The sequence below is a fragment of the Spirosoma oryzicola genome, assembly GCF_021233055.1.
Taxonomy (GTDB): Bacteria; Bacteroidota; Bacteroidia; order Cytophagales; family Spirosomataceae; genus Spirosoma; species Spirosoma oryzicola.
Map to the genome: position 1 here is coordinate 4830857 of NZ_CP089538.1, position 23858 is coordinate 4854714.

At 51.0% G+C, this 23858-nt stretch carries 12 protein-coding genes; 4 read left to right on the forward strand and 8 right to left on the reverse strand.

All coding sequences use genetic code 11. The annotated features are described in order from the left end of the window. The first annotated feature begins 19 nt into the window (after window positions 1–19). Window positions 20–784 carry an NIPSNAP family protein gene (locus tag LQ777_RS20425; RefSeq protein ID WP_425276954.1) on the forward strand — a complete coding sequence of 255 codons (765 nt, stop codon included), beginning with the start codon at window positions 20–22 and terminating at the stop codon, window positions 782–784. 144 nt (window positions 785–928) lie between these two features. Then, a complete protein-coding gene (locus tag LQ777_RS20430) occupies window positions 929–2323 on the forward strand; it encodes a Gfo/Idh/MocA family protein (protein WP_232559793.1) in 1395 nt (464 codons plus the stop codon). A 73-nt stretch (window positions 2324–2396) separates the two neighbouring features. Here LQ777_RS20430 and LQ777_RS20435 read toward each other — a convergent pair whose 3' ends face one another. The 3 genes from LQ777_RS20435 to LQ777_RS20445 form a co-directional block, all read right to left on the reverse strand. Further along, the gene (locus LQ777_RS20435) at window positions 2397–3641 is read right to left on the reverse strand and encodes an OmpA family protein (protein WP_232559794.1); all 1245 of its coding nucleotides are present in this window, start codon (window positions 3639–3641) and stop codon (window positions 2397–2399) included. Between the two features lie 141 nt (window positions 3642–3782). Further along, window positions 3783–4391, reverse strand: coding sequence for a hypothetical protein (locus tag LQ777_RS20440; RefSeq protein ID WP_232559795.1), 609 nt, complete (start codon window positions 4389–4391; stop codon window positions 3783–3785). Between the two features lie 94 nt (window positions 4392–4485). Next, entirely contained in the window at window positions 4486–6345 is a 1860-nt protein-coding gene (locus LQ777_RS20445; protein ID WP_232559796.1) for an ABC transporter ATP-binding protein, read from the reverse strand. Window positions 6346–6525: 180 nt separating this feature from the next. Here LQ777_RS20445 and LQ777_RS20450 point away from each other — a divergent pair, with 180 nt between their 5' ends. Continuing rightward, window positions 6526–7941, forward strand: coding sequence for a thioredoxin family protein (locus tag LQ777_RS20450; protein ID WP_232559797.1), 1416 nt, complete (start codon window positions 6526–6528; stop codon window positions 7939–7941). A 121-nt stretch (window positions 7942–8062) separates the two neighbouring features. After that, complete coding sequence (locus LQ777_RS20455) at window positions 8063–8575, forward strand: low affinity iron permease family protein (protein ID WP_232559798.1); 513 nt, start codon at window positions 8063–8065, stop codon at window positions 8573–8575. 4 nt (window positions 8576–8579) lie between these two features. Here LQ777_RS20455 and LQ777_RS20460 read toward each other — a convergent pair whose 3' ends face one another. The 5 genes from LQ777_RS20460 to LQ777_RS20480 all read right to left on the reverse strand — a co-directional run bounded on the left by LQ777_RS20460 (window position 8580) and on the right by LQ777_RS20480 (window position 23451). Then, window positions 8580–9659 carry an AAA family ATPase gene (locus tag LQ777_RS20460; RefSeq protein ID WP_232562881.1) on the reverse strand — a complete coding sequence of 360 codons (1080 nt, stop codon included), beginning with the start codon at window positions 9657–9659 and terminating at the stop codon, window positions 8580–8582. A gap of 136 nt (window positions 9660–9795) precedes the next feature. Further along, a complete protein-coding gene (locus tag LQ777_RS20465; RefSeq protein ID WP_232559799.1) occupies window positions 9796–10713 on the reverse strand; it encodes a PorP/SprF family type IX secretion system membrane protein in 918 nt (305 codons plus the stop codon). Between the two features lie 107 nt (window positions 10714–10820). Next, window positions 10821–13187, reverse strand: a complete 2367-nt coding sequence (locus LQ777_RS20470; RefSeq protein ID WP_232559800.1) for an OmpA family protein — start codon at window positions 13185–13187, stop codon at window positions 10821–10823. Window positions 13188–13359: 172 nt separating this feature from the next. After that, window positions 13360–14298, reverse strand: a complete 939-nt coding sequence (locus LQ777_RS20475; protein ID WP_425276955.1) for a PorP/SprF family type IX secretion system membrane protein — start codon at window positions 14296–14298, stop codon at window positions 13360–13362. Between the two features lie 63 nt (window positions 14299–14361). Next, on the reverse strand, window positions 14362–23451 hold the full coding sequence (locus LQ777_RS20480; RefSeq protein WP_232559802.1) for an Ig-like domain-containing protein: 9090 nt from the start codon (window positions 23449–23451) through the stop codon (window positions 14362–14364). Window positions 23452–23858 lie beyond the last annotated feature (407 nt).

Genomic DNA, 23858 nt, shown 5'->3' on the forward strand with positions numbered 1-23858 from the left:
GATTCTTTTCTTACTTACCATTATGTCTAAATTGTATTTTTTCCTCCTGTTAAGTGTAGTGTCCGCTACCGCAACGTTAGCCAAAACAAATCCGACCAAACCTAGCTCCAAGTTCTACGAAGTCAGGATTTATTACCCAACACCGGGCAAGTATGCCGAGATCGTTGATCGTTTCCGGCAGTATACAACCCGAATATTTGAGAAGCACGGTATGGAAAATATCGGTTACTGGACCCCAACCGATACATCCCGCAAAGAACTGATTTACATACTGGCTTATCCCAGCCGTGAAGCGCGCGATGCATCCTGGAAAGCGTTTGGTAGCGACCCGGAGTGGAAAGCCGTAGTAGCCAAGACCGAAGCGAACGGCAAACTGGTCGATCATGTCGATCAGATCTTCATGACGGAATCGGATTTCTCGCCCAAGATCAAAACGGCCCAAAAATCACCCGCCCGTATGTTCGAACTGCGGACGTATACACCAGCACCCGATAAACTGGATGCGCTCCTGACACGCTTCCGCGATCATACAATGAAGCTTTTTAGCAAGCACGGCATGACGAATATTGGTTACTGGATCACGCAGGAGAAAGACGGTGGTCAGCCTAAACTGCTTTACATCCTGGCCCACCCCAGCGAAACCGAGGGCAAAGCGCATTTCGATGAGTTCCGCAAAGATCCGACCTGGGTTAAAGCCAAGGGAGAGTCAGAAAAGAACGGCCCATTGACCACAAAAGTCGAATCGGTCTATATGACACCAACGGATTATTCGCCCATTAAATAGATTGACAATGATCTGAACGGGTTGGCTTAATCAAGTCAACCCGTTTTTGTTTTGTGCCGGGCAACAGAACAGCCCCGCTTCCCCACTACATTAGTTCTGGTAACAAAGTCGTAATGAGCAGGTTTTAGGCAAAACGACGACGTTATGAAATCCATTGATAACCTGTTTGATTTACTCAACCAGACAACTTCATCACCCGTATCACGGCAACAATTTCTTAAAACGGCTGGCCGTGGCCTGGCGGTTGGTGCCGTAGGTAGCACTCTGGTCGGATGCGATAAAAAGTCGGAAACGACGGCTTCATCGGCTCCGGCCACGGTTGACACACCCAGCGGTCCGGTGCCCAAATTACCAGCGACATCACCACCAGCCGAAGTACCCGCCGATTCTACAAAACCCATTGAACTCGAACAGATAAAAGCCAAAACCGAACAGCAGGAAGGGTCAACGCCAACGCCTTTAACCGCCGACCAGCGGGTTGGCTACGCAATCGTCGGACTCGGTCACCTGACACTCGACCAGATCCTGCCCGCTTTCGGTGCTGCTAAAAAGTCGAAGGTCGTTGCGTTAGTGAGTGGTAGCCCCGAAAAAATGAAGAAGGTGGCCGCCCAGTACGGTGTCAAAAAAGAAAGTTGCTACAGCTACGCCGATTACGATAAGCTCCGTGACAATAAAGAGGTACAGGCCATTTACATTGTGCTTCCCAACGGTATGCACGCGGAATACACCATCCGGGGGGCGCAGGCGGGTAAGCACATTCTTTGCGAAAAACCAATGGCTAACAGTGCGCAGGAATGTCAGGCAATGATCGATGCCTGCAAGAAAGCGGATCGAAAGCTGATGATTGCCTACCGCATTCAGTACGAACCCCACCACCGGATTGTGCGCGATATGATTCAGGACGGTCAGTTCGGCAAGGTGAAATCGATCATGGCAAATAATGGGCAAAACTCGGACAACCCTGATCACTGGCGGTTCAAGAAAACTCTAGCTGGTGGCGGCTCACTACCCGATGTTGGCTTGTACTGCCTGAACACGATCCGGTATTTGCTGGGTGAAGAGCCAACCGAAGTTGTGGGTTACATTCACAGCACACCCAACGATCCACGTTTTAAGGAGGTAGAGGAACAGGTCAACTGGCTGATGAAATTTCCGAGTGGTATACAAACCAGTTGCGCAACCAGTTACGGTCACCACGACGATAAGAACTACAAAGTTTTGGCCGATACAGGATGGATCAAAATGGACCCAGCCTTTCCGTATACGGGTTTACAGCTCGAAACGAGTCAAGCGCAGGGTAAAGAAAACCAGATTGTTCAGCATAAGATCAGTGATGTAGATCAGTTTGCGACCGAAATGGATCACTTTTCAGAATGCGTCCTGGAAAACAAAGTACCATTCACCCCCGGCGAAGAAGGCCTTCAGGACCAAAAAATCATGGAAGCCATTTACCAGTCGGCGCGGGAAGGTCGCCCGGTTAGGCTAGCTGCTGTTAATAAGAAAGACGCCTTTAGAGGACCTATGCCAAAAGAGTCATAACGGATAATGCACTAGCTGATTTCGACTAATTTTGAACGATTTTTCGGAATCAGTTGGTGTTTTTGCGCATCTACTACAGCACGACAAACTCCACCCGCCGATTTTTCTTTCGGTTCTCTTCGTTGTTGTTGGGAGCTAGTGGGTCCAACGGTCCGCGCCCGACCGCTTTCAGCCTACTTTTTTCGACTCCTTTACGAATCAGGTAATCAATCACCGACTGGCATCGGTCGCGGGAAAGTTTGGTGTTTAACTCGAAATCTCCCTGATTGTCCGTATGACCGCGAATTTCAATTTGTAATGACGGATGTAGCGTTAGGGCAGCAGCCAATTCATCCAGTTCAGCGTAGGACTCAGGCCGTAAAACCGGACTGCTTTGATCAAAATAAATGCGATTAAGTTGAATTCGTTTGCCCGTTTCCAAGTCGACAAAGGCGGTTGGTTTAACCGACGACAATGCCAAAGTAGGTGAGCCAGATTTATTCAACCCCATTGATTTCAGGCTACTCGATATGGCAAGCGGCTGCACATCCATTACAGGCGGCTTAGCGATCAAGCGAACCATTACCGGATTTTGTTCATTTTCGATGGCGACCGCCCGTATCGACTCTTCGTAGCCACTGGCCCGCGTAGTCAGTTGATAGGTTCCTTTCTCGGTCAACTTCGCGATTACCTGTCCCGCTTCCGAGCCAGCATTGAGTGTAACGGGCGACATTCCACCGGGGTTGATCAGCGTAAATCGAGCCTGCGGAACAACTTTATTCGTCCGGTTGTCAATCGCCCAGATCACTAATCCAAGCGTTTGCTTATCCAGTTCAGCGTCAAATTCAACTAACTTTCCCGATGGCGGAACGTCGATCATTAATCGTCGGCTGACAGACGTATACCCATCCGCGCTAACCTGAATATCCAGATCGTCTGGTTCGGTAAACGTACGTTCGAGCCGTCCGGCGGGAAGCGTGAACTGCTCTTTCTTACCCGTAATCCGCGAAGTCATTACCACCACCGCCGATGCCAGCGGTTGCCGGATCGTCGTGGCAAACACTTTGACGACCAACATACTAGGCTTGGGCTTTATCAATTTGATGGTTAATTCCTGAACGCTATTCAGGTTCGACAAGCGCATTCGGGTAGATAGATAGCCGGAAGCCGATGCCACACTGTTTAATGACGTGCCAGGCAGTACTGATACGCTAAAACGCCGACTGATGCTGTCGTATTCAACATGTAGAACCTGCTGTGTTTTTTCGTCCGTCACCCGAAGCTGTCCCCCCGAAACAGGCGCGTACGTTTCCGCATCAACCAATCGAAACGTTATCATTAGTAAAACGGACGTTTCCACTGATCGGGGCTTTCCATGAACCCCTCCGAAAAGCAACAGGAACTGGACTGCCAATAATACAATCCAAGTTATAGAGCTTTTCATAGACAGATTATTAATACGGTTTCGCTACCGACGCTATCAATGGTGAGCCGTCGTTGATACAGGCGGGTTGATCATGATATGCGCACGGTGCGTACCGGGGTCCATGATCCAGGGCATACCGGGCGCTTCTGGCTTTGTTGGCAAGCCTGTACTTTCAGCCGTCGCGTAAGGAATATACACGACATACCGCAGATAGCCGTCCTTTACATCGCCAGAAGTAGGATTATAATCGCCATCCTTAGCGGTATACACAAATAATGTTGACGGCTGCTCAGGCATCTTCAACGTTTTCGCTTTCACTTCTTTTTCGCGGATGGCCAGAATTTCGTTGGCTTTCTTTCCTTCCTGTTTCAGCACCCGGCCCCGGTCCATGAATGGGTCCAGATCGCGGTGATAACACGAAACACTCAAGCCTTTCTGGGCGGGGTCGTCGGCCAGACAGACAAGTTCGTTGCTGCCCTTGCGCAGTAAGACAAACTCGTTTTTAGCCGAATAACCGTACACAGCCGCACCGTCTCGCTTGTCGGCAGGAGCGGCTAATACCGCTGTTTTTATCTGTACATCGGGTGACGGCACAACCGGGCTTTGCGCCATAGCGGCTGTTATCAGACAGGATGAAAGGCAGAAGAAGGAAAAGGTTTTCATGCGTAGTAGGTAGCTATCTTGTACAACAAACCGATTTACATACTACGCAAGATGCCTTTTTATTGGCAATCCAGCAACTGGATTGATCAAACCGCTATTGATACCCTCTCGCTTGCAAACCGAACAGTTCAGCGTACCGCCCATCTTTTTCAAGCAGTTCGTAATGACTACCAATTTCGAGCAGCGTTCCGTTTTCTAACACCAGGATTCGGTCGGCCATACGGACGGTACTGAACCGGTGCGAAATAATCACGGATGAGCGTCCTTCGGTTAGCTTGGCAAAACGCTGAAAGACTTCGTACTCCGCCCGCGCGTCGAGAGCCGCCGTCGGCTCGTCAAGAATAACCAGTTGTGCATCACGCATATAGGCTCTACCCAGCGCTACTTTCTGCCACTCGCCCCCCGACAATTCAACACCCTTGTTGAACGACCGGCCTAACTGCTGATCATAGCCACCGGCCAGCTTCGCGATAACCGTATCCGCCAGACTGCGTTGCGCTGATGTTTCAATGCGTGGCTGGTTGGTTCGCTCGTCAATATCGCCCACGGCAATGTTGACACCAGCCGACATTTTGAAGCGGGTATAATCCTGAAAAATAACGCCTATATTCTGCCGAAGCGCCGTCAGATCGTACTCCCGCAGATCGTAACCGTCGAGTAAAATCCGTCCTTCGGCGGGGTCATAGAGCCGAGCCAGCAGTTTAACAAGTGTGGTTTTACCCGCACCGTTCTCACCCACGAGCGCCAGTTTTTCACCCGCATGAAGCGTAAAAGACAGGTTACGCAACGCCCACCGTTCGGAGTTTGTGTATTTGAACCCGACGTTTTCGAAAACGAACCCTTCGCGGATGGGATTTGGAAAGGGCCGTGCTTTACCGGGCGAATGAATCAGGGGTTGGATAGCGAAGTAATCAAACAGATCTTGCAGGTAGATCGCTTCCTGCGTTAGACTACTGAACTGAAGCAAAATACCTTCCAGCGACCCACGCACCTGCCGGAACGAACCCGCCAGAAATGTAAGATCACCCAACGAGATTTGTCCGCTCACCGCCCGCATAACAATCCAGACGTAGGCTCCGTAATAGCCCGCCGTACCAAGCGCGGTCAGGACAGTTCCCCAACTCGCCCGGCTAATGGATAATGCCCGATTCTTACGAAAATACTCCCACGAAAGGCTCCGAAAGCGATCAATCAAAAAGCCTGAGAGTCCGAAGATCTTAACTTCTTTCGCTGTCTCGTCACTCGCGCCGATGTAGCGTATGTAATCGAGCTCGCGCCGTTCGGGTGTCCACGACCGCGACAGAGAGTAACTACGCTGATTAAAGTAGTTGTCACCAATAAACGAAGGCGTCACCGCAACCAGAATCAACAGTAACAGCCAGGGATTGTAAACAGCCAGACCAGCCGCCAGAAAGCCAATCGAGATCAACTCCTGCACCTGCCCGAATACGCCCGATAGCAGTACCGTCCGGCCCGATGTCTGTCGGCGAGCCCGCTCCAGTTTGTCGTAAAACGTAGCGTCTTCAAACTGCTCCAGATCAAGCGTGGCCGCGTGTTCCATCAACCGAATGGAAATCTTATTGGTGAACAAATCGCCCAGCAATCCGTCCAGCAACGACACGGCCCGCCCCAGCGCCGTCGACAGAATGGCCAGCCCAAACTCGGCGGCTACGAGCCACCAGAGATAGTTTGTATCATCGGCACCTGCCCCGCCCGGCTGTCTGGACAGGATAACAACCTGATCAACAATTAATTTACCAACGTAAAGCGTAGCGGCTGGAATAGCCGCCCGAATCAAACGCAATGCTGCGTTCCCTAAAAACAGACCTGGCGACGTTTCCCACACCAAACGAAAAAAAGCGGGCAGATTACCGAGGGCGGCAAAGCGTTCGCGCCAGCTTATTTGTTCCTTAGTATCAGTGGAGTTAGCATGTGAATTTACCTTTTTTGCCATATACTAAAAAGACAAGCGCGACGGGGTATTAGTTCATTAAACGAAAGGCGGTTGGGAAGTCTATTTAGTGACCCATTTTGTCGTCATTCCCGGCTAGTTCTGCAAACCGATCTGACTAAATAACCGTCCTTTACCAATCCCTAAAGCGGATTCTTTTTCTTTTCTGCGTAGCTTCGTCTCATGCAGATTTTAGTAAAAAAGAAGGACGTGCATTTACGCCTGTCACGCTTGGTGATGAGCGTACTTTTCGCGGTATTCCTTCACCACTATGCAGCGTGCAAACCCGTTTCGCTTGATCCTCCAGCGGGTATTGCCTTTTTTAAAGGCCCCTGGAAGGACATACTGGCCGAAGCGCAGCGGCAGAACAAACCTATATTCCTGGACGTGTATACCAGTTGGTGCCCTCCCTGCAAACGAATGGCTCGCGAAGCATTTCCCGATCCAGAGCTAGGAACAAAGTTCAACGTACATTTTATCAACTACCAGCTCGACGCCGAAAAAGGCGAGGGCGTGCTAATTGCTAAACAATACGCTGTATCCAGTTATCCGACCGGACTTTATATCGCCCCGAATGGTAGCTTAGTGCATCGATCCGTCGGCTACGGGGGTATCAAGGCGATGATTGACCTGGCTGATCATGTGCTTGCCTTTCCTCAACTAAAGGCAACCGTAGCGAAGGGCGATAAAGATTTCGCAAAGGGCAAACGAGAGCCAGCCTTTCTGAAAAAGTATCTAAAAGCGCGTCAGGAGCTTAACCGACCTGTCTCGGACGTGTTGGATGCTTACCTGAATGCCGTACCAGCGTCGGAACGCAACAGCCCCGAAACCATATTGTTTATTGCTCAACAAATCGAATCTTCGACTACAACCGCCTTTGACTACCTGATAAAAACGCGCTACGGTCTGCTTGCCGAGGATGTAGCGAGTGCGGTCTCCGAAGCATTGAACCGAGCACTTAGCAATGATCTCAATCGGGCGTTTGCAACCAATGATGAGACCCTTCTCGAAAAAGCAATTGCAAACGAAGGTCGAAACGTCGCTTTTACCCATCCGGACCAGTTAACTAGTTACCAACAGGAAACCGCCAATCTGTATCGATTACACCTGTTGAAAAAAACAAAAAACTTTGGACGCTATGCTACTATTGCCCGACCCCTGGTTCAGAACCGGTTCATGAACTTATCAGTGGATGAATGGCACAAAGTCGATTCGGTCGTGACTACGCCCGGAACAAGCGCTCAATCTACTGTTCAATTCCTGGAAAGTGATACGCTAGCCGCTGCTTCGGACGATGCGCGTCAAAACGATCCGGCGCGCAGAGCGGCTAACATCCTCCGGCAAATTGCTGATACCTACTGGCAACAGGCAACGTCCGCAGCCGACCGGGAACTTGCTCTAACCTGGGCTCAGCGATCGGTTGCTTTATACCGCAGTCCCGCAGGTCTGGCTACCTGCGCTCATCTCTTAAAAAAACTCGGACGTACGGAAGAAGCGATCAGCATTCAGAAAGAAGCCATTCAGGAAGCCACAAAAGCAGGTAAGGACACAAAAATCTACGAGGCAGGCCTAAGCAATATAACGCAAAACCGAAATTAATCTAGCATTAACTATCTGTTAGATAGACAATTAAATCAGAAATGCATTAAAACGATTTAATTTCACAAAGTAGCCCGTTATCCGTTTATATATAATCATTCACCTTTCACCGTACTAGCTCATGAAATCGAACAGATTCACCAATTTCTTTGAAAAAGCAGCCTCAAAGGCAACGCAGGCCACCGGCTCGTCAACGGCCTTTTTGCTGGCTTTATTAACGGTCATCATCTGGCTTGTATCCGGGCCAATCTTTGGCTATTCGGATACATGGCAGTTGGTGATCAATACCGGTACCACGATCATTACGTTTCTGATGGTATTCCTGATCCAGAAAGCACAGAACAAAGACTCGCTAGCCATGCAGATCAAACTAAACGAGCTGCTCGCCGTGAACCGAAAAGCCAGCAACCGGTTACTGAACGTTGAAGACTTGACCGAAGCGGAACTCCGCTCTCTGCATGAGTTTTTCGGACGACTTGCCGAGCGCGCCAAAGTTGAAGCAACATTATCGGAATCTCATTCGGTTGAGGAAGCCGAAGAGATTCACGAGGACAAGCGCGAAGAATTGGAAAACCGGAAACAGGAACGTCAACGCGAAAAGAAAACCAAGAAACAGCCGGTTACACCAATGTAATCGGTTAGAATCCCATCTTCACTTCCTGCCGCTCGCCCGAAACCGTTTGCGCTTCCATATTAAAAATATCGGCCAGCGTCATCGGCTCTTTGGTCTGGAAATCCATGCCGAGGTGCGCCAACAGCTCATTGGCTTTCGAAGCGGATAGCTTCCCAAAGGCGTAGTCAACCATCAGGCGACCTTTGCGAAGCAGCGCTTTATCGAGTAGGTGCTTGCTGGCGTTGAAGGTAGCAATCACCTGAATATGCATACAATCGGCCAGTAGGCCATCGGTCAGGTTCAGGATATTTGACACGCTGTTTGTATCACCACCGGCCTCACGCGATTGCAGGATACGTTCGGCATCCTCAATGATGAGCACGGAGTCTTTGTTATCGAGCAAAAACGGTATAATCTCCGGCGATGTGAGGTAATTGGTCATGTAAGGAGGCAGAATAAGCATATCCTTCTTGACCAATGAGCTTAAATACTTGATATACGTCGTTTTACCCGTTCCTGGCTCGCCGTGAAGCAGCATCAGTCCTTTACTCTTGGGCTGACCGAGCAGCGTCACCAGACGTTCATGCACCGGCGGAAAATCGTCGTTGTAGAACAGTTCCAGATTAATGTCAGGGGGTACGATATCGACCCGTTCGGTATGGAGCCCCCCTAAGCCGCTCTGGATCAAATAGATGTGCGTCTGATTATCTTCATGAACGTACTTATGCGCCTGAAAGCCATCGAGCAGGTTCCGTGCGCTTTGTTCGTCGCGGTAGAAGCCATACAACCGAAAGAAGCGTTCCCCCACAAATTCCGCTTTCAGAATGACACCATCGCTGTGTTGATAGATTCGTTCTACAGTATGCCACCCATCATCCGTAACGCGCGATGACAGATTGATCTGATTAAAGCCCCGCTCTTCGAGCAATGCGCGCGCCGACGGCTTAAAATCGTCATTAAAATGCAGGTAATTCGGATAACTGCCAAAGGCTTGCACAAAGTGCGGAGCCATCGGAAATTCACGGTCGAGGTCGCCGGGTATGTACAAGTTTTGAATGGTTTGTTGATTTGACATACGACTATCGGCCGTCAGATAGCGGAACATTTCGGCTTTAGAAAAATCTTCCTGAGGTTTCAAACAGGCGCTAGCTTACAATTTTTCGCTACTAAATTACCTTAAAATTAATCAATTGCCTACACCAAGCCTCAGTTTGCCCTAATACCGTGAAACAACCGTTGATTTAGTACGAAAACTTAAGTAAACCTGGCGAAAAACGAAACATAATTTCGTGTACGCTTTTTTCGTAATATTGGTTAGACAGTGGACTTTCGGGCGTTTGTGAATTGAATATGTAGCCGAGCCGGATCGATTTTGTCAATTGATATTCGGCGAGTGCCTGCAAATAATTCGTCGAGATGATACCGGGACTATTTCGCCGGTACGATAATCCAAGCCCAAACTCCTCGCCGAACCATATGCGTGCGTTCACGTCGATGCCCAACGGTCTATCCTCAATTTTGGAGACCAGAATGGACGGAATCAATACGGTTCCTTCGTCAATTTCCAGCTTTGTACCTACATTCACCATAATGGGCCGCACCGCCGGATAGAATGTTTGGCCCGCCAGGTTCACGCCCCGCGACACAACTTCGGGTATGGAAATACCCCCAAAGAAATGCTCAGCCTGGTAGTAAATACCCACGCCAAAGCTTCCGACAGCACGATTTAGACTCGACGCACTGGTGAAATCGTACACGGGCAGCACGTTCACACCGCCCTGCACTCCAACCGACAATTTAGCGAGCGCGGGTAAATTGAATCGGTAGGCCACGCTGCCGTAAACGCCCGTAGCGGCCAACAGCCCCATTCGGTCATTCAACGCCTGAAAGCCTAACCCGATGCGGCCATTGTCGATGGCTCCGTCCCCCGAAACGCTTTGTGTAAGCGGGGCAGCACGGGCAGAGATCCATTTACGACGCAGAAAGGCGGACAAATGAAACGATTCCCGGCTACCCGCGTAGGCCGGATTGATACTTAATGGATTGACCAGATACTGTGAGTAAAGCACTTCCCGCTGGGCCAGAACCGGCTGAGCAGCCAGCAACGCACAGCCAGCAATAAGCAAAAAACAAAGTTTCCTATAGATACAAACAGACATGACACGTTACGAACAGGAAACCAAATTGCGCGGTTTTAGGGTAAAAACCTAATTTAACCCATCACTCGATCACTGCGTGCAGTTGGTTTATAGAGCGCGTGGGTGTACTACAGGTTTAAAATTTTAATTTCTGTCCGGCGGTTTTGCTGATGTTCATCTTCTGAGCAGTTGACACCATCTTTACATTTATTCAACGGAAGATTTTCTCCGTACCCATTTGCCGTCATGCGTTTAGCGGCTACGCCTTTCTTTTTCAGGTAATCGACAGCGGCTTTAGCCCGATTGCTCGACAAGGTTTTATTGTAGCTTGCCGTAGCGCGACTGTCGGTATGCGACCGCATTTCGATTCGCATCGTCGGGTATTTGGTCATCAGCTCGGCCACTTTATCAAGTTCAACGGCAGCATCCGGGCGAATCGTTGCCTTGTTTAGATCGTAGTAAATGTTATCGATCTTGATGATATCGCCTTTCCGGAACATGGTCAGATCAGCGGAGCCCGTACCGTCTTTGGTAATCCGCCCCCCGCTGGTGCCCATACCGGCTTTGGTTGCCTGAATGGCGTAATCACAACCCGATTTTGCGGTGAACTCGTAACTGCCATCAGCGCCCGTCGTTGTTTCCTGCGTCGTTCCATCGCATTCGTTGATCAAGACAACCTTGACCCCTGCTATCGGTTTTTTCTGATTCTGAGCGGTTATAATCCCGTGCATTGTCGTTGCATCCTCGTCCGACTTCGTAAGCGAAATCTCCAGGCGAGAAGGCTGGTCGTCCGCCAAGTCTTTTATGGAAAAACCGATCTTACTATCCACGTAACCTTCCCGGCTTGCCAAGAACTTAAACTCGCTTTCGGTATCGATGCAAACACGCATTGCGCCTTCGGCATCCGTTTTAAGCTGTTTGTCGCTTCCCCTGCTGCCCCCATCGATAGTCACGGATGTATTGGCCAACGGCTGTTTGGATACCGCATCGACGACGCTTACCATCAACTCCCGACACGGATTCGTTGGTCCCTCGCGCGTGAAGCGATAGATATCATCATCCGCTCCGCCATTCTTGCGGTTACTGCTAAAATAGCCCGCTTTGCGGTTCGCGTCGGTTACGATGCCAAAGTCGTCCTGGGGTGAATTCAATGGCTCGCCAACATTCTGTACGTTCTTTACCTGCAAGCCATCGGTCGTCAATTGCGCATAAAAGATGTCCAGGCCACCCAAGCCGGGCTGCCCATCGGAGGCTACGTACAGGTTCCCGTTGGCATCGACAAACGGAAACATTTCGTTGCCCTTGGTATTGATTGTTTTGCCTAGATTTATCGGATCTGACCACTTTCCATTCTCCCATTTCGAGACGTAGATATCGGTGCCGCCAAAGCCACCGGGCCGGTCAGAGGAAAAGTACAGAAGCTTATCGTCGGGAGAAAGTGCGGGATGCCCCGTTGAGAACTCATCACTATTAAACGATAGCTCGTCTACTTTGCCCCAATAGCCATCTACCTGCGTAGACGTATACAGTTTTAGTTTGTTGACCCCGTCGGTGCTTTTACGATACTTCCCATCATTGTAGTTATTCCGAGTGAAAATCACCCGCACGCCGTCTCGGGTAAACGTAGCTGGCCCTTCGTGGTATTTACTATTCAGCGTCCGGCTAAAGCGGTCAGACTCACTAACCGCTTCCTGGCTATAACCCATCCCCGCGTTGATATTGTTACCACCGAAATAGCCGACGGTTCGCGAGTCGTTAGCCGTTTGCGCCGTATAATCGTCACTGCCGAGCGGTCGAACAAGGGTCGTCCTGGGCGCTTTCTTAGCCGCCGGAACCGATCCTCCTACCCGAGCCGATTTTACACCGCGAAGACTTTCTGCCTCAGGCAAATAATAGAGATCCAGAAAGGGGGTACTGTTCCATTTGAACACACGCTTGATTCCATTAGCCTCCCCTGCCGATACAAACACCAGTCCTCCTTTGTAAAGTACCGGACTAAATTCGGCTTTACGGGTATTCAAACCGAGAAACTCAACGTCGTAGCTGTCGGCGTTACTCGTCATCGGAGTCATATCCCGATAAAGCGTAGAAAACGAAGACCCCCGCTTATCATCCGTCTGCGTTTTAGTATACTTTTCGTAAATCTGCTGAGCCTCCCGGTATTTTCCGTTACTGGCCAGCGCCTGCGCGTAATAAAGATAGCTTTGACTGTATTCAACGGGAAGTTCACCCTCCGCCAGCAGTTCACGATAAACCCGCTCCGCATTTTTGGTATCGTGAATCTGGTGATAACTGTAGCCGAGTCTGACTTTGGCCGTCCGTCGTTCACTATCCGATAATGATGCGGGACTACCCAGCGCCTGTTCGTAAAGATCGACTGCCCGCGCGTACGCCAATTGCTCAAATTGACGGTCGGCCTGCTTACTGACTGACTGGGCAAATGTGGTGTTGGTAAGCAGCCAACATAGCGCTACAAGTGAGCCTATTCGTATCATAAGTAAAGCTTGGATTATAGCTAACCTCAATATATATCTACGATCTAGATAAAAATATATACTTTCGATCAAGCAAATACTGCGCCGAAGTCGAATCGACGGCAAGGAAAAAGGCGTAAATGAAAGACCTAATAATTCGTCTCTCTCCTACGCCTTTTCGCTGTATACCTGATTAGAAATACCGGGGTGTCAGAACACGATTCTTGCCAAAGCCGAACTCATACCGCAGCATGATTTCGTGTGAACTGGGCGCTACATCCTTGAAGTTGTTCATTGTCCGATCATAAGCGTACCCAAACCGAAACTGATCCGTCAGCTGTACTTCCAGCATCCCAACCAGCGCATCGGTACCTACATTGCTCCAATCACTGAACTGATTCCGACGAATGGAAGCTCCGATGGCTATCCGATCGGCAAACCAGATGTTCAGGTTACCGTCAAAGCCCAGGGGCGCTCCCTCAGCGTACTTAACCAACAGCGAAGGCTTTAACTTGATCGCCGGACTTAAACCCACCACAAAACCAGCTGCCAGATAAGCATGACGACGCTGCGTCGAAATGACATTCCCCACATTGTATTCGCTCAACTTATTTTTGATCAGGCGAGGCACCGACAGGCTCAGGTACGAGCGATCGTTGCTGAGGTAGATACCCGTTCCAAAGTTGGGCAGCAGCTTGGTAATGTTACTGGCAAAAGCAGGATCGATCTGGGTGCCAGTAGGACCGGTTCGTACATCCGCCAGGTTAACGTTGTAGCTGGCAGCTCCGGCCTGCAAGCCCAGAGCCAGCGTTGAGCGGGAACCAACCTTGATCCGGAATGCATACGAGGCAAACCCGCCCGCTTCCTGAACGGGTCCGAACTTATCGCCGTAGAGTTGCAGGCCAATACCCACTCGCTCCCGGTTGAGGGGCATGTCCATCGTGAAGGTAGCGGTTTGGGGGGCTCCTTCCACGCCGGTCCACTGGTTGCGGTAGAGCGCCGACATGCTCAGCACATCGCGACTACCGGCGTAGGCTGGGTTTAACGCCAACATGTTAAACATGTACTGCGAGAACATCTTGTCCTGCTGAGCCAGCAGTGGACGGCTGCCGACGCTTAGAAGCATCAGCATAACCAGCGCTTTCTGGTATTTTTTACTTGATAGAAAAAAATGTCGTAACATGAGTGTCTAGAGCTAGCGGTTAATTGTCAGGTAGCGCACAAACTGGCGACCATCGCTGGTCCGGATCATATAGTAATAAGTACCATCAGGTAGTCCATCAGCGTCCGAGCCCAGCATCAGACCCGTGTTGGCCTTACCGTCCCAATCATTGAGATAATCTTGATTCTGATAAACCAGGTTACCCCAGCGGTTATACACCTCCAGACTGATGGTTAGTCCCTGCAACCCTCGGATAATAAACAAGTCATTGATACCATCCCCGTTGGGTGAGAAGCCTTCGGGGATAAAGACGGCTGAATTGTCTACCGGCAATGTCAGCGGAGTAGCCTCCCGTTCATTGTCATCCGTTGGGTTGTTGTTGCCGTTGAGATCGGGGATGAGCCCGTTGGTCGACACGTCGGAGACAATTCCCGTTCGGCTTAGTGCCTGCGCGTAAACCGAGTTGAAGAACGTCGTCGTCGTGCCATTACTAGCGACATTGACCACGATCCGAATCGTATCCGTCTGTCTTGGCAAGAGTACACTCGTGTCGTCTCCGATCACTAGCAAGGCTTGGGCGTTACCATCAAACCGATCATTAAGCTTCAGGCGACTGCCCGTGGAACTGGAGAACGGTGTCCGCACCACTGAATAGCGGGCGCCTGTCTGGCTGTTGAAGACTTTCACCAGTGAGTCGCTGAGACTTACCTGCGTCAGTGTATCATAACCAAAGTTCTGCACAACGATCTGGTAGGTTACGTTGTACGAGCCATTGGGCTGGCGGCTGGTGTCGGCTACGGCCATCGCTACCCCAATGTACGAACCGGTAGAAAGCCGATCAAGCGATACTGGCGTTGGGATATTGCTATTCCGAGGGTCCAGTGTATTGGCAGGATCAGGGTTAAGACCCGAAGTAGACGTGTCGGCAACGGCTAATCCCTGTTCCGTTTGAGCGACGGCGTACGCTCTGTTGTAGAACGTAAGCGTATCTGCATTCTTTACATTTACCCGTACCGTAAAGCCAAGCTGACGAGAAGCACCTACTGGCAGACTGCTTAAGGAGTCGATCAGCATATTTGTCAATACGCCCTGACCCGTATAAGACGGATTTCCCACCAGACCCGCATCGGTAGAAACAGGTATTATATTGTCGATAATCAACGCCCCACGGCCAAAGGTTTGCGACAAATTATCGACCACCTGCACTTTGTAGAGCGGCTCCCGGCCCATGTTGCTCAACCTGATGATGTACGGAATATCGTAGATACCTGCCTGAACCAAAGCAGGCGTACCAACCCACTTAGCGACCCCGATTAACGCCGATGGCAGATTAAAGCGAACAGCCGTTGCTACCGCTCCCTGCGGATTTGGATCGAAACCGTCGTTCGAAATGTCCGTTACGGTCCGGCTCGAATCGGCGGTGCGCCCTCGACCGACAACAGACGAGTAGAATGGCTGCACAGCCCTGTTCGGCTTCACGTTAACAGTAATCAAGACCGTATCCTGCACGCCAATATTCAGATAGCTGGTTCGGGTCAACAGGTCGGTCGCGGTATTACCATTGAAAGCCGTATTTGCCACCAGCGTACTATTGGCACCAACGATTGGTGTACCCACTACCGAGTAGGAAGCAGGCGACGCAAACGTTTTCGATAAGCTATCAACCAGGCTCACCCCGTAGAGCGGAGTACTACCAACGTTTTTGACGGTCGCTTTGTAAGTGACGTTGTAACTACTATCGGGTTGTAGTCTCACGTTGGTAACAGCCAATGCTACACCTATTCCGGGTCCGTTCAATTGCGGTGCCCCCAGTGTAAACACCGTAAATCCCGTGTTATTGGTTGGATTGCCGTCGTTATCAGGATCAACATCACCACCGTTAACCGACAGATCCTCAACTTTCACACCACTACTTAAGGCCGACGCACTGGCAATGTTACGGAATGTCCGTGTCGTATCGCCAACGACGCGTCTTACGGTCACGTCAAGGAAAAACGTCTGCGTACGTCCGGGTGCCAGATAACTCGTTGAATCGAAAAGATGTGTATTGTCTCCTCGTCCGGTAAACGCTGGATTTTGTTTCAAACTAAAATCCGTGTTTGTCGAACTGATGGCGACCGATTGGATCTGATTTGGCGAGAACGCGTAAGCCAGATCATCTGTCACCAAAACGTTTTTGAGGGTATCGTCACCGAAGTTTTTGATAACAAACCCATATCGTACCGCGATCAGCGAATCAGCTATGTTGACCGGCGTTCCGACAACCGCTTTAGCCAAACCAATAACACTGGCTTTCGTAGTCGACGTATCCTGTACGGTTACGCTCGACGTGTTGTTCGCCAGATTAAGGTCCTTGTTATCCAGATACGTGATTTTGGCCGTGTTCACTACTTTTTCTTTCGTCAGCAAACGGGCGGAGAAGGTAATAGACTCGCTTTTACCAGCCGGAAGACTATCAATGCGCCGGGTAATGATATCGTTCGACAGCGTGTAGTTTGGTGTTGAGCCGAGTACAAGTTCCAATCCTTTTGGTAATGCATCCTGCACATCAATGTTACGAGCGGTGTACTTACCATTGTTTGTGACTGTAATCGTGTACGTGACGGTTTCTCCGCGCTTCACAGCAGGCTTGTTTACCGTTTTCGCAATGGAAACATCGGTGTCCAGGGTGTCAGCCGCACAGTTGAAAACCTTTACTTCGATTCTCGACGGCGCACTCAAACAGCCTGTTGCATTTCTTTCGACCACCCAGTACGTCCCTTGCCCTACGGAATCAGGGCGCAGTACAAGATTCGATGCAGTACAGGCACAGGTTCGGTAAATGTAGCTGCTTCCCACGCTCGTTGACGAAAGCGCTTTGGTCAGATCCACAACCTTCGCCGGGCATGCGTTGCGAAGGTTATTTACCAGCGGTGGCACTAACGGAGCGGCCACCTCAACGACCACGTCCGCCGACTTGACCGAGCTGCAACCGCCCGCGTCCAGCACCTGCACACTATAGCGACCACTCGTCCGGACGACGATGTTCTGAGTAGTTACGTTGGTGTTCCACTTGTAGCCAGTTGCTCCGTCAGGTGCTTTAAGCGTTACGGAATCGCCAGCACAAAGCTTCGTTGATCCCAGAATAGAGACAACAGGTACGGTACTGCTACCCTGGATGGTAAGCACCAGTTGATCCGAAGCAACGGGACAGCTAGCGTTGTTAGTGCTCACCGAAAGCGTTAGCGTCACCTTGCCGGCAGCAACATCGTTTGCGCTGGCGTTATAAACGGCATCTAGCGCAAACGGATTCGTAAATGTTCCGCTACCGCTCGTCGTCCACTGAGCGACCTTGCCAGCTCCACCCATTTTACCCGCCAGTTGGTAGGTTTTAGCCGCGCAGATGCTAGCGTCTACACCCGCGTCAGCCGTAGCTGGATTCTGCGGATCGCAGGGCGTTTGCCCCTGACAGGAAATAACCTGAACATGGATCGCCACCGGCTGGCTGTAGCAACCGCCCACCGTTTTCTCCACTACGTAATACGTTCCAGTCCCTACAGCCGATGCACTAGCGACCTTTGAAACACTCGTTAACGAAGCATCCGTGTAATACTCGAAAATTCCTCCGGTAGTTGTCACCTTGCTGGTTACTGCCGTTATCAAATTAACCGTAGTAGCTGGACAGGTATTTGTCCGATCAAGTACGGTTGGCGGTAGCACCGCTGGCGACACACTGACGGTTACAGCGTTCGATGACGCGCTACTGCAAATCGATGAATTACGACAACGCGCCGTGTAACTCGCCGTTGCTGTCGGCACAATCGTAATCAATCGACCAACCTGTCCTGTTGACCAAACTACCTCACTGGTTGCCTGACAACCGTCGGCCCTTAGCGTCACTGAACTACCGGCGCATATGCTTGTGCTAACGCCTGCATTGACTATCGTTGCCGTTGGTGCAGCAGGCGCTCCGACCGTAATGGTATTGTAAGCCGACCAATCACTTTCACATTCACCCAGTTTGCACTTGACGCGGTATTGGGTGGTAGCTGTTGGAGTACCCGTCAGCACAGTGCCGGTGGTGCTCGCCGGATCAGACCAGATGTAGGTACCTCCCGCACAACCCGTTGCTGTCAATGAAACGGTTTCGCTGGTACAAACAGCGGGCGTGTTCGCTACGATAACGGGAATAGCGGGCGTCGTGATCGTTAGGCTAAGGATAGCCGACGGTGCACTAACGCACCCGTTCTGCGTGCAGGTTGCTGTAGTCGAAAAACCGCTAGTGACTGTTTTCTTGATGCTCTGTCCAGTCAAGCCGTCGCTCCAGGTAACCGTTCCACCTTCGCAACCAGTCGCGGTCAGAGTAACTTGTGCTCCGTAACAAACGGTAGTAGATGGACTAGCGCTTAGCACGGGTGGTGATACGGCCTTCACGCTCACTTTAGCCCCCAGCAGATCAAGGTCGGCACATATTTTTTGATCGGCAATCAACCGCTTCACATCCGCTCCGGTAGTGACAGCCAACTTAATAGCACTTAGATCCAGGTAATTCTTGTCACCCACGGTCGCATTGTATACCAAGGTATGGATTGTGTAATCAGCAGCCTGCGCGGGTACGTTGAAACTTGGTGTGGCCGCCGTTTGGGTAATCACCAGTTCAGTTCCTTTCGTGAGCACGTACAATACCGAGTAGCCTGTTGGTTTCACCAGACCCGTGCCCGGAGTAGCAGCAACCGTTACGGTGGAGCTGGTTGCTACGCAGACCGTTGGGCTAACCGCAGTCAGCGTACCAGCTTTGGTTACGCAATCACCCTTGTTGGGACTAATGGTGATGCTAATCGATGCGTCACTCAGACAGTCGTTGAGCTTGCATTGGGCGTAGTAGGTCTGTGTACCATCGGGACGTACCACCAGAACAGCACCTTTATTGTTACCGTTGATGTCGTTGGCGGACCAGATCACTTCCCCCGTACAGCCCGTTGCGGTCAGCGTGACAGTACCCGTCGATTCAATAGCCGTAGCCGAGGCTGTAATCGTCGGCACAGCTACCGGTACTACCGTAACAATAGCACTCGTTGATTCCTGACTACGGCAAGTTCCCTCCTGACAGTAAACCGTGTAAGCCGTCGTTGCTTTCGGCGTTACGGTAATGCTGCTTGTCGTCTCACCCGTGTTCCAGTGCGGAGTACCCTGACAGTTGTTTACCGATAGTTTGACTTCGCCACCGGGACAAATGGCAGTCTGACTAGCCGTAATCGTTGGCGTCGGGGTTGGTGTTACGTTAAGGTTAATCACATTCGAGCTACCACTGGCGCATTGCGTGCCAGTTCGGCAAACCGCGTAAAACGATTTGTTGGTGGGCGTCGCCGTTACCGACACAACTCCGCCGACCTGACCATCCGACCAGACAACCTCACCTGTACAGCCCGTCGCCGTCAGCGAAACCACACTACCGCTACAAGTCGCTAATGTCGATGCTCTGACCGTTGGAGCTGCTACCCCGGAGGTAGCGACGGTGATCCGAACCTTATTGGAAGCTGCACTCTCACAATTACCCACGGTGCAGGTTGCATAATACTCCTGCGTGGCCGCCGGCCGAATGTCAACGCTGGCTCCGATTCTATCCGCACCATACCATTTTACGGTCCCCCCACAGCCGATGGCTCTCAACGTCACCGTATTCCCGCTACATACCGACAAGCTCGACGCCGAAACGATTGGTGCCGACGGCGACGCTACGGTCACAGTAACTGACTTCGATGATTCGCTCAGGCAGTTGTTGCCTACTTTACACAGCGCATAGTAGCTGGTGCTTGCTTCAGGATAAACGATAATGCTTGTTCCTGTTTGCTTGGTACTCCATATAACCGTACCCGTGCAACCCGTTGCCGTCAACGTCACCTTGCCTTTGGCACAGGTTGAATCAACATCGGCGCTAACCGTAGGAACGGTCAGTGGAGCTACTGTAATCGTGTATACGTTCGACGTTTTGCTGATACAAGCGCCGTTTCTACAATAAACGCTATAGCTGTTATTACCAATGGATGGGGTTACTACAATGCTACTGGTCGTAGCGGTTGTACTGCTCCAGATCGGTGTACCAACACAACCGGCTACCGTTAGGGTTACGGTTTCACCTGGGCAAACGGTAGCCTGGCTAGCCGTAATGGTGGGTGACCCTACTTCCGTGACAATGTCAATGGTTTGTACAGCCGGGTTACTCAAGCAATTCCCCACGCGGCACTGCGCCGTGTAGGTTGTTCTCGTGTAGGGCTTAACAACAATCGACGCACCCGTCTGCGGACCTTCCGACCATTCGATGGTACCACCCGCGCAGCCCGATGCGGTCAGTGTCACCGACGATCCGGCGCATACCGTACCAGCGCTAGCGGTCAGAACTGGTTGCTGAGGGTCACGAATCGTTACCGTGACTAGATTCGAGGCATCACTCACGCAGCTATTTACGACACAACTGGCGGAATAGGTCGTTGTCACCGTTGGCTTTACGCTAATTGTGGCACCCGTTTGTCCGTCGGACCATCGGACGGTGCCGCTACCACATCCTGACGCTTGTAGCGTAGTTACGTCGCCCGTACAGATAACTGGAACCGCACCGACGATTGTTGGCGCTTGAATACCACATTGATTCGTGGGAATACCAACCGACGATGTATCGTTCTGCCGATAATTCGGGTCATTATTCGAACCGCTGATCGTCGCCGTAGTGCGGGTCGAGGCCGTACTGTTTATTGTCGCTTCAAGGTATAATGTGCGACTCGAACCAGCCGTTAACGTACCAATCGTCCAGATACCCGTCGATTGATTATAGCTATCAGCGGGTGTGGCACCGGCGAAAGTTAGGGCTGATGGCAGAAGTTGCTGTACCTTAACATCCGTACCCGTAGCAGGTCCGTTGTTGGAGGCCGTTATGGAATAGGTTATCTTCTGACCTACGCTGTAAGGACCAGCCGTCGTTATTTTTGTTACGACAGCCAGATCGGCCTGACAAGCTGCCACTCGAACCACTACCGACGTACGGGTAGCGCTAACGCAATTGTCGGCAGTGACGGCTTCGGCATAGTAGGTGTTAAGACCGACCAAGGTCGGTCTTACCGTAAACTTACTCCCGCTCTCCGTTGTCATGAGTAGCGTGTTGCTCTCGTCATACCAGTTAATTCGGGCCCCTGATGCAAACCCAACCAGCTTGGTCTCTCCCCCCTGACAAACTAGCGTATCGTCTGCGGTTACCCGAGTCGGCGCGTCTGGTAATTTGCCAATTTTCAAAATGAATGAACTGGTTGAGGCACTGCAAACACCCCCCGGTCCGTCCGGGTCATTGGTCGTAGCCGTAATCAGCACCGTACCGCTAGCAACATCAGCGGCTGAGGGAGTGTACGTAGTAGTCAGGCCCGTTGCCTTATTGAAAGTCCCCGTTCCATTCGATGTCCAGCCGACGGTCGTAACCGAACCCGAGATCGTTACCGTCAACGACACAGGATTGACCGAACAGGCCGCTGTGCCCGAACTAATTTTCACTTCAGCCAGGTTCGGACAACCACAATTTACCAGATCGACCGTCAGTACAGCTGGGCTGCTGTAGCATCCGTCCGTCGAGCGAGCAAACAAGTAATAAGTACCCGCGCCCACGTTCGTTGGATCGGCTACCCGCGTTGTTTGCGACCGGTTGACATTAGTATACCATTCGTACGTGAAGGCCGGATTGCTGTTAGACACCACCACATTTGCCAGGTTGACCGTCTGAGCAGGACAGGCATTTTTGATGCTTGCCCGAATAGTTGGCGTCGGTACCACATTTACCGTTATAGTAACCGATTTACGAGCGCTATAACATCCGTTGATCGATGCTTCGACGTAATAGGTTGTCGTGATCGTGGGTTTGAACGTAACCAGATCACCATTATCGACGATAGCCAACGGATTTTCGTCGGTTGGCGTCAGGAACCAGCAGATTTTTGCACCTGGCAGTGAAGTAGCTGTCAGCTTGATTGAATCGCCCGAGCAGATACTTGCGTTAGCTGAAGCCACCAGGCTATAATCCGTCGGACATGACGAATACAAACCCGCATCCAGATTGTTGTTTACCTCACCAACCGCTAATGTTACCGATCGAGTTTGCCCCGTAACCGGATTGACATCGCTATTCTTTGTGTCGTCAACGCCGTCAATACTTGAACTTCCCGTAAACTGGTAACCAGCTGGCGCAACAAAACTTATTGAATAAGGAACGCTGGGAGTTAGTTCGGAGAATGCATAAATGCCATTGGCATTAGTGGTCGTAGTTTTGAGTGGTTGGTTGTTGCTATCAAGCAGGACAACCTTCACCCCGGCAATACCTGATTCGCCCGTTTGTTGCAAGCCATCTTTATTCGTATCCGCAAACACCAAGTCGCCCAAACTACCGTATACGCCCTGAATCACGTCGATGTTACAGCAATTAAGGGCTGAACAGCCATTCAAGGTCGTAGTAAAGCGGTAACTACCCGGACTTTTGATCGACAACGACGAATCCGCGTTGACAACCGCCAGATCAGCCGAAATCGTTGTCACGTTGCTATCGTTCCGATACCACACGATATTCTTGTACCCTGATGGAACGCTAACAACAAACTCATCGCCGGCATACCACAAGATCGGTACGGAAAAACAGACTGCTTCGTAATCATCCTCTGTCAGACTGGCATTGTTTGGCTGCGAATCCACATCACGCTGATCAGCGGATACGACCTCGGCGGTGTTAAACCAAACTCCGCGGCCGAGTACGGTAGCCTGTAACGTGAGAACGGCCGAGTCGTTCGGGGCAATTGCCCCTACGCTCCAGATCCCGGTAGCTGCGTCATAATTTCCTCTACCCCGCACCAGGCTACTCGAACCGGCTACATACGAAACCCCGCCGGCAGGTAGCTGATTTTTGACGATTACGTTGGTAGCATTGGCCGATCCGATAGCGTTTCGAACAATAACGGTATACGTTACCGGCTCGCCCAGGGTCGGATTCTGCTTGCTGATTTTGGTTGAAACGCTTAGATCAACCGTAGTCGGTTGAGCCTGTAACGAAACGCTACTTAAAAGAAAGAACGCGATCAATGAGAAAGCATAACTCACCAATTGCCTTGGTTGTCGCATGAACCGGGCAAAAGCAACCAATGGCGAAATCGATTTCGTTAAATTGAGTTGTCTGCTCCGTTTCACCGCCCCTGCTGATCGATACAGTTCGCAGCTGTCGGTTTGCTTAGCAGTTATACAGTTAGATTGATTTAGTAAAGTTCGTTCATCCATTGGTTGGCCTCTTAGAGAAGTAAATACCTGATGCGGAAAATAAGTCAACCCATCAGGCGGGGTGTGGAAATTGTCTTGTGCTGAACAACCCGGAGGATCGCCATCTGCACAATAAGGCTGGATTTTATCAATGACTTCAGCAGGTTTTAAAACAGCTACGGTTCGGCAGGGCAGGTCGTTGTAGCCGTCGATCGCTGGCCGAATCGCCTTCTGTTGGGGAAACAGAGAAGTCAGCAGACCTATCGAACGCACTA

Bases quoted from the DNA above. Each gene is read 5' to 3' on its own strand.
- LQ777_RS20475 (WP_425276955.1), bottom strand. From the start codon at position 14,298: ATGCTGATGCTTCTAAGCGTCGGCAGCCGTCCACTGCTGGCTCAGCAG.
- LQ777_RS20465 (WP_232559799.1), bottom strand. From the start codon at position 10,713: ATGTCTGTTTGTATCTATAGGAAACTTTGTTTTTTGCTTATTGCTGGC.
- LQ777_RS20445 (WP_232559796.1), bottom strand. From the start codon at position 6,345: ATGGCAAAAAAGGTAAATTCACATGCTAACTCCACTGATACTAAGGAA.
- LQ777_RS20460 (WP_232562881.1), bottom strand. From the start codon at position 9,659: ATGTTCCGCTATCTGACGGCCGATAGTCGTATGTCAAATCAACAAACC.
- LQ777_RS20480 (WP_232559802.1), bottom strand. From the start codon at position 23,451: ATGCGACAACCAAGGCAATTGGTGAGTTATGCTTTCTCATTGATCGCG.
- LQ777_RS20435 (WP_232559794.1), bottom strand. From the start codon at position 3,641: ATGATAACGTTTCGATTGGTTGATGCGGAAACGTACGCGCCTGTTTCG.
- LQ777_RS20430 (WP_232559793.1), top strand. From the start codon at position 929: ATGAAATCCATTGATAACCTGTTTGATTTACTCAACCAGACAACTTCA.
- LQ777_RS20450 (WP_232559797.1), top strand. From the start codon at position 6,526: ATGCAGATTTTAGTAAAAAAGAAGGACGTGCATTTACGCCTGTCACGC.
- LQ777_RS20470 (WP_232559800.1), bottom strand. From the start codon at position 13,187: ATGATACGAATAGGCTCACTTGTAGCGCTATGTTGGCTGCTTACCAAC.
- LQ777_RS20440 (WP_232559795.1), bottom strand. From the start codon at position 4,391: ATGAAAACCTTTTCCTTCTTCTGCCTTTCATCCTGTCTGATAACAGCC.
- LQ777_RS20455 (WP_232559798.1), top strand. From the start codon at position 8,063: ATGAAATCGAACAGATTCACCAATTTCTTTGAAAAAGCAGCCTCAAAG.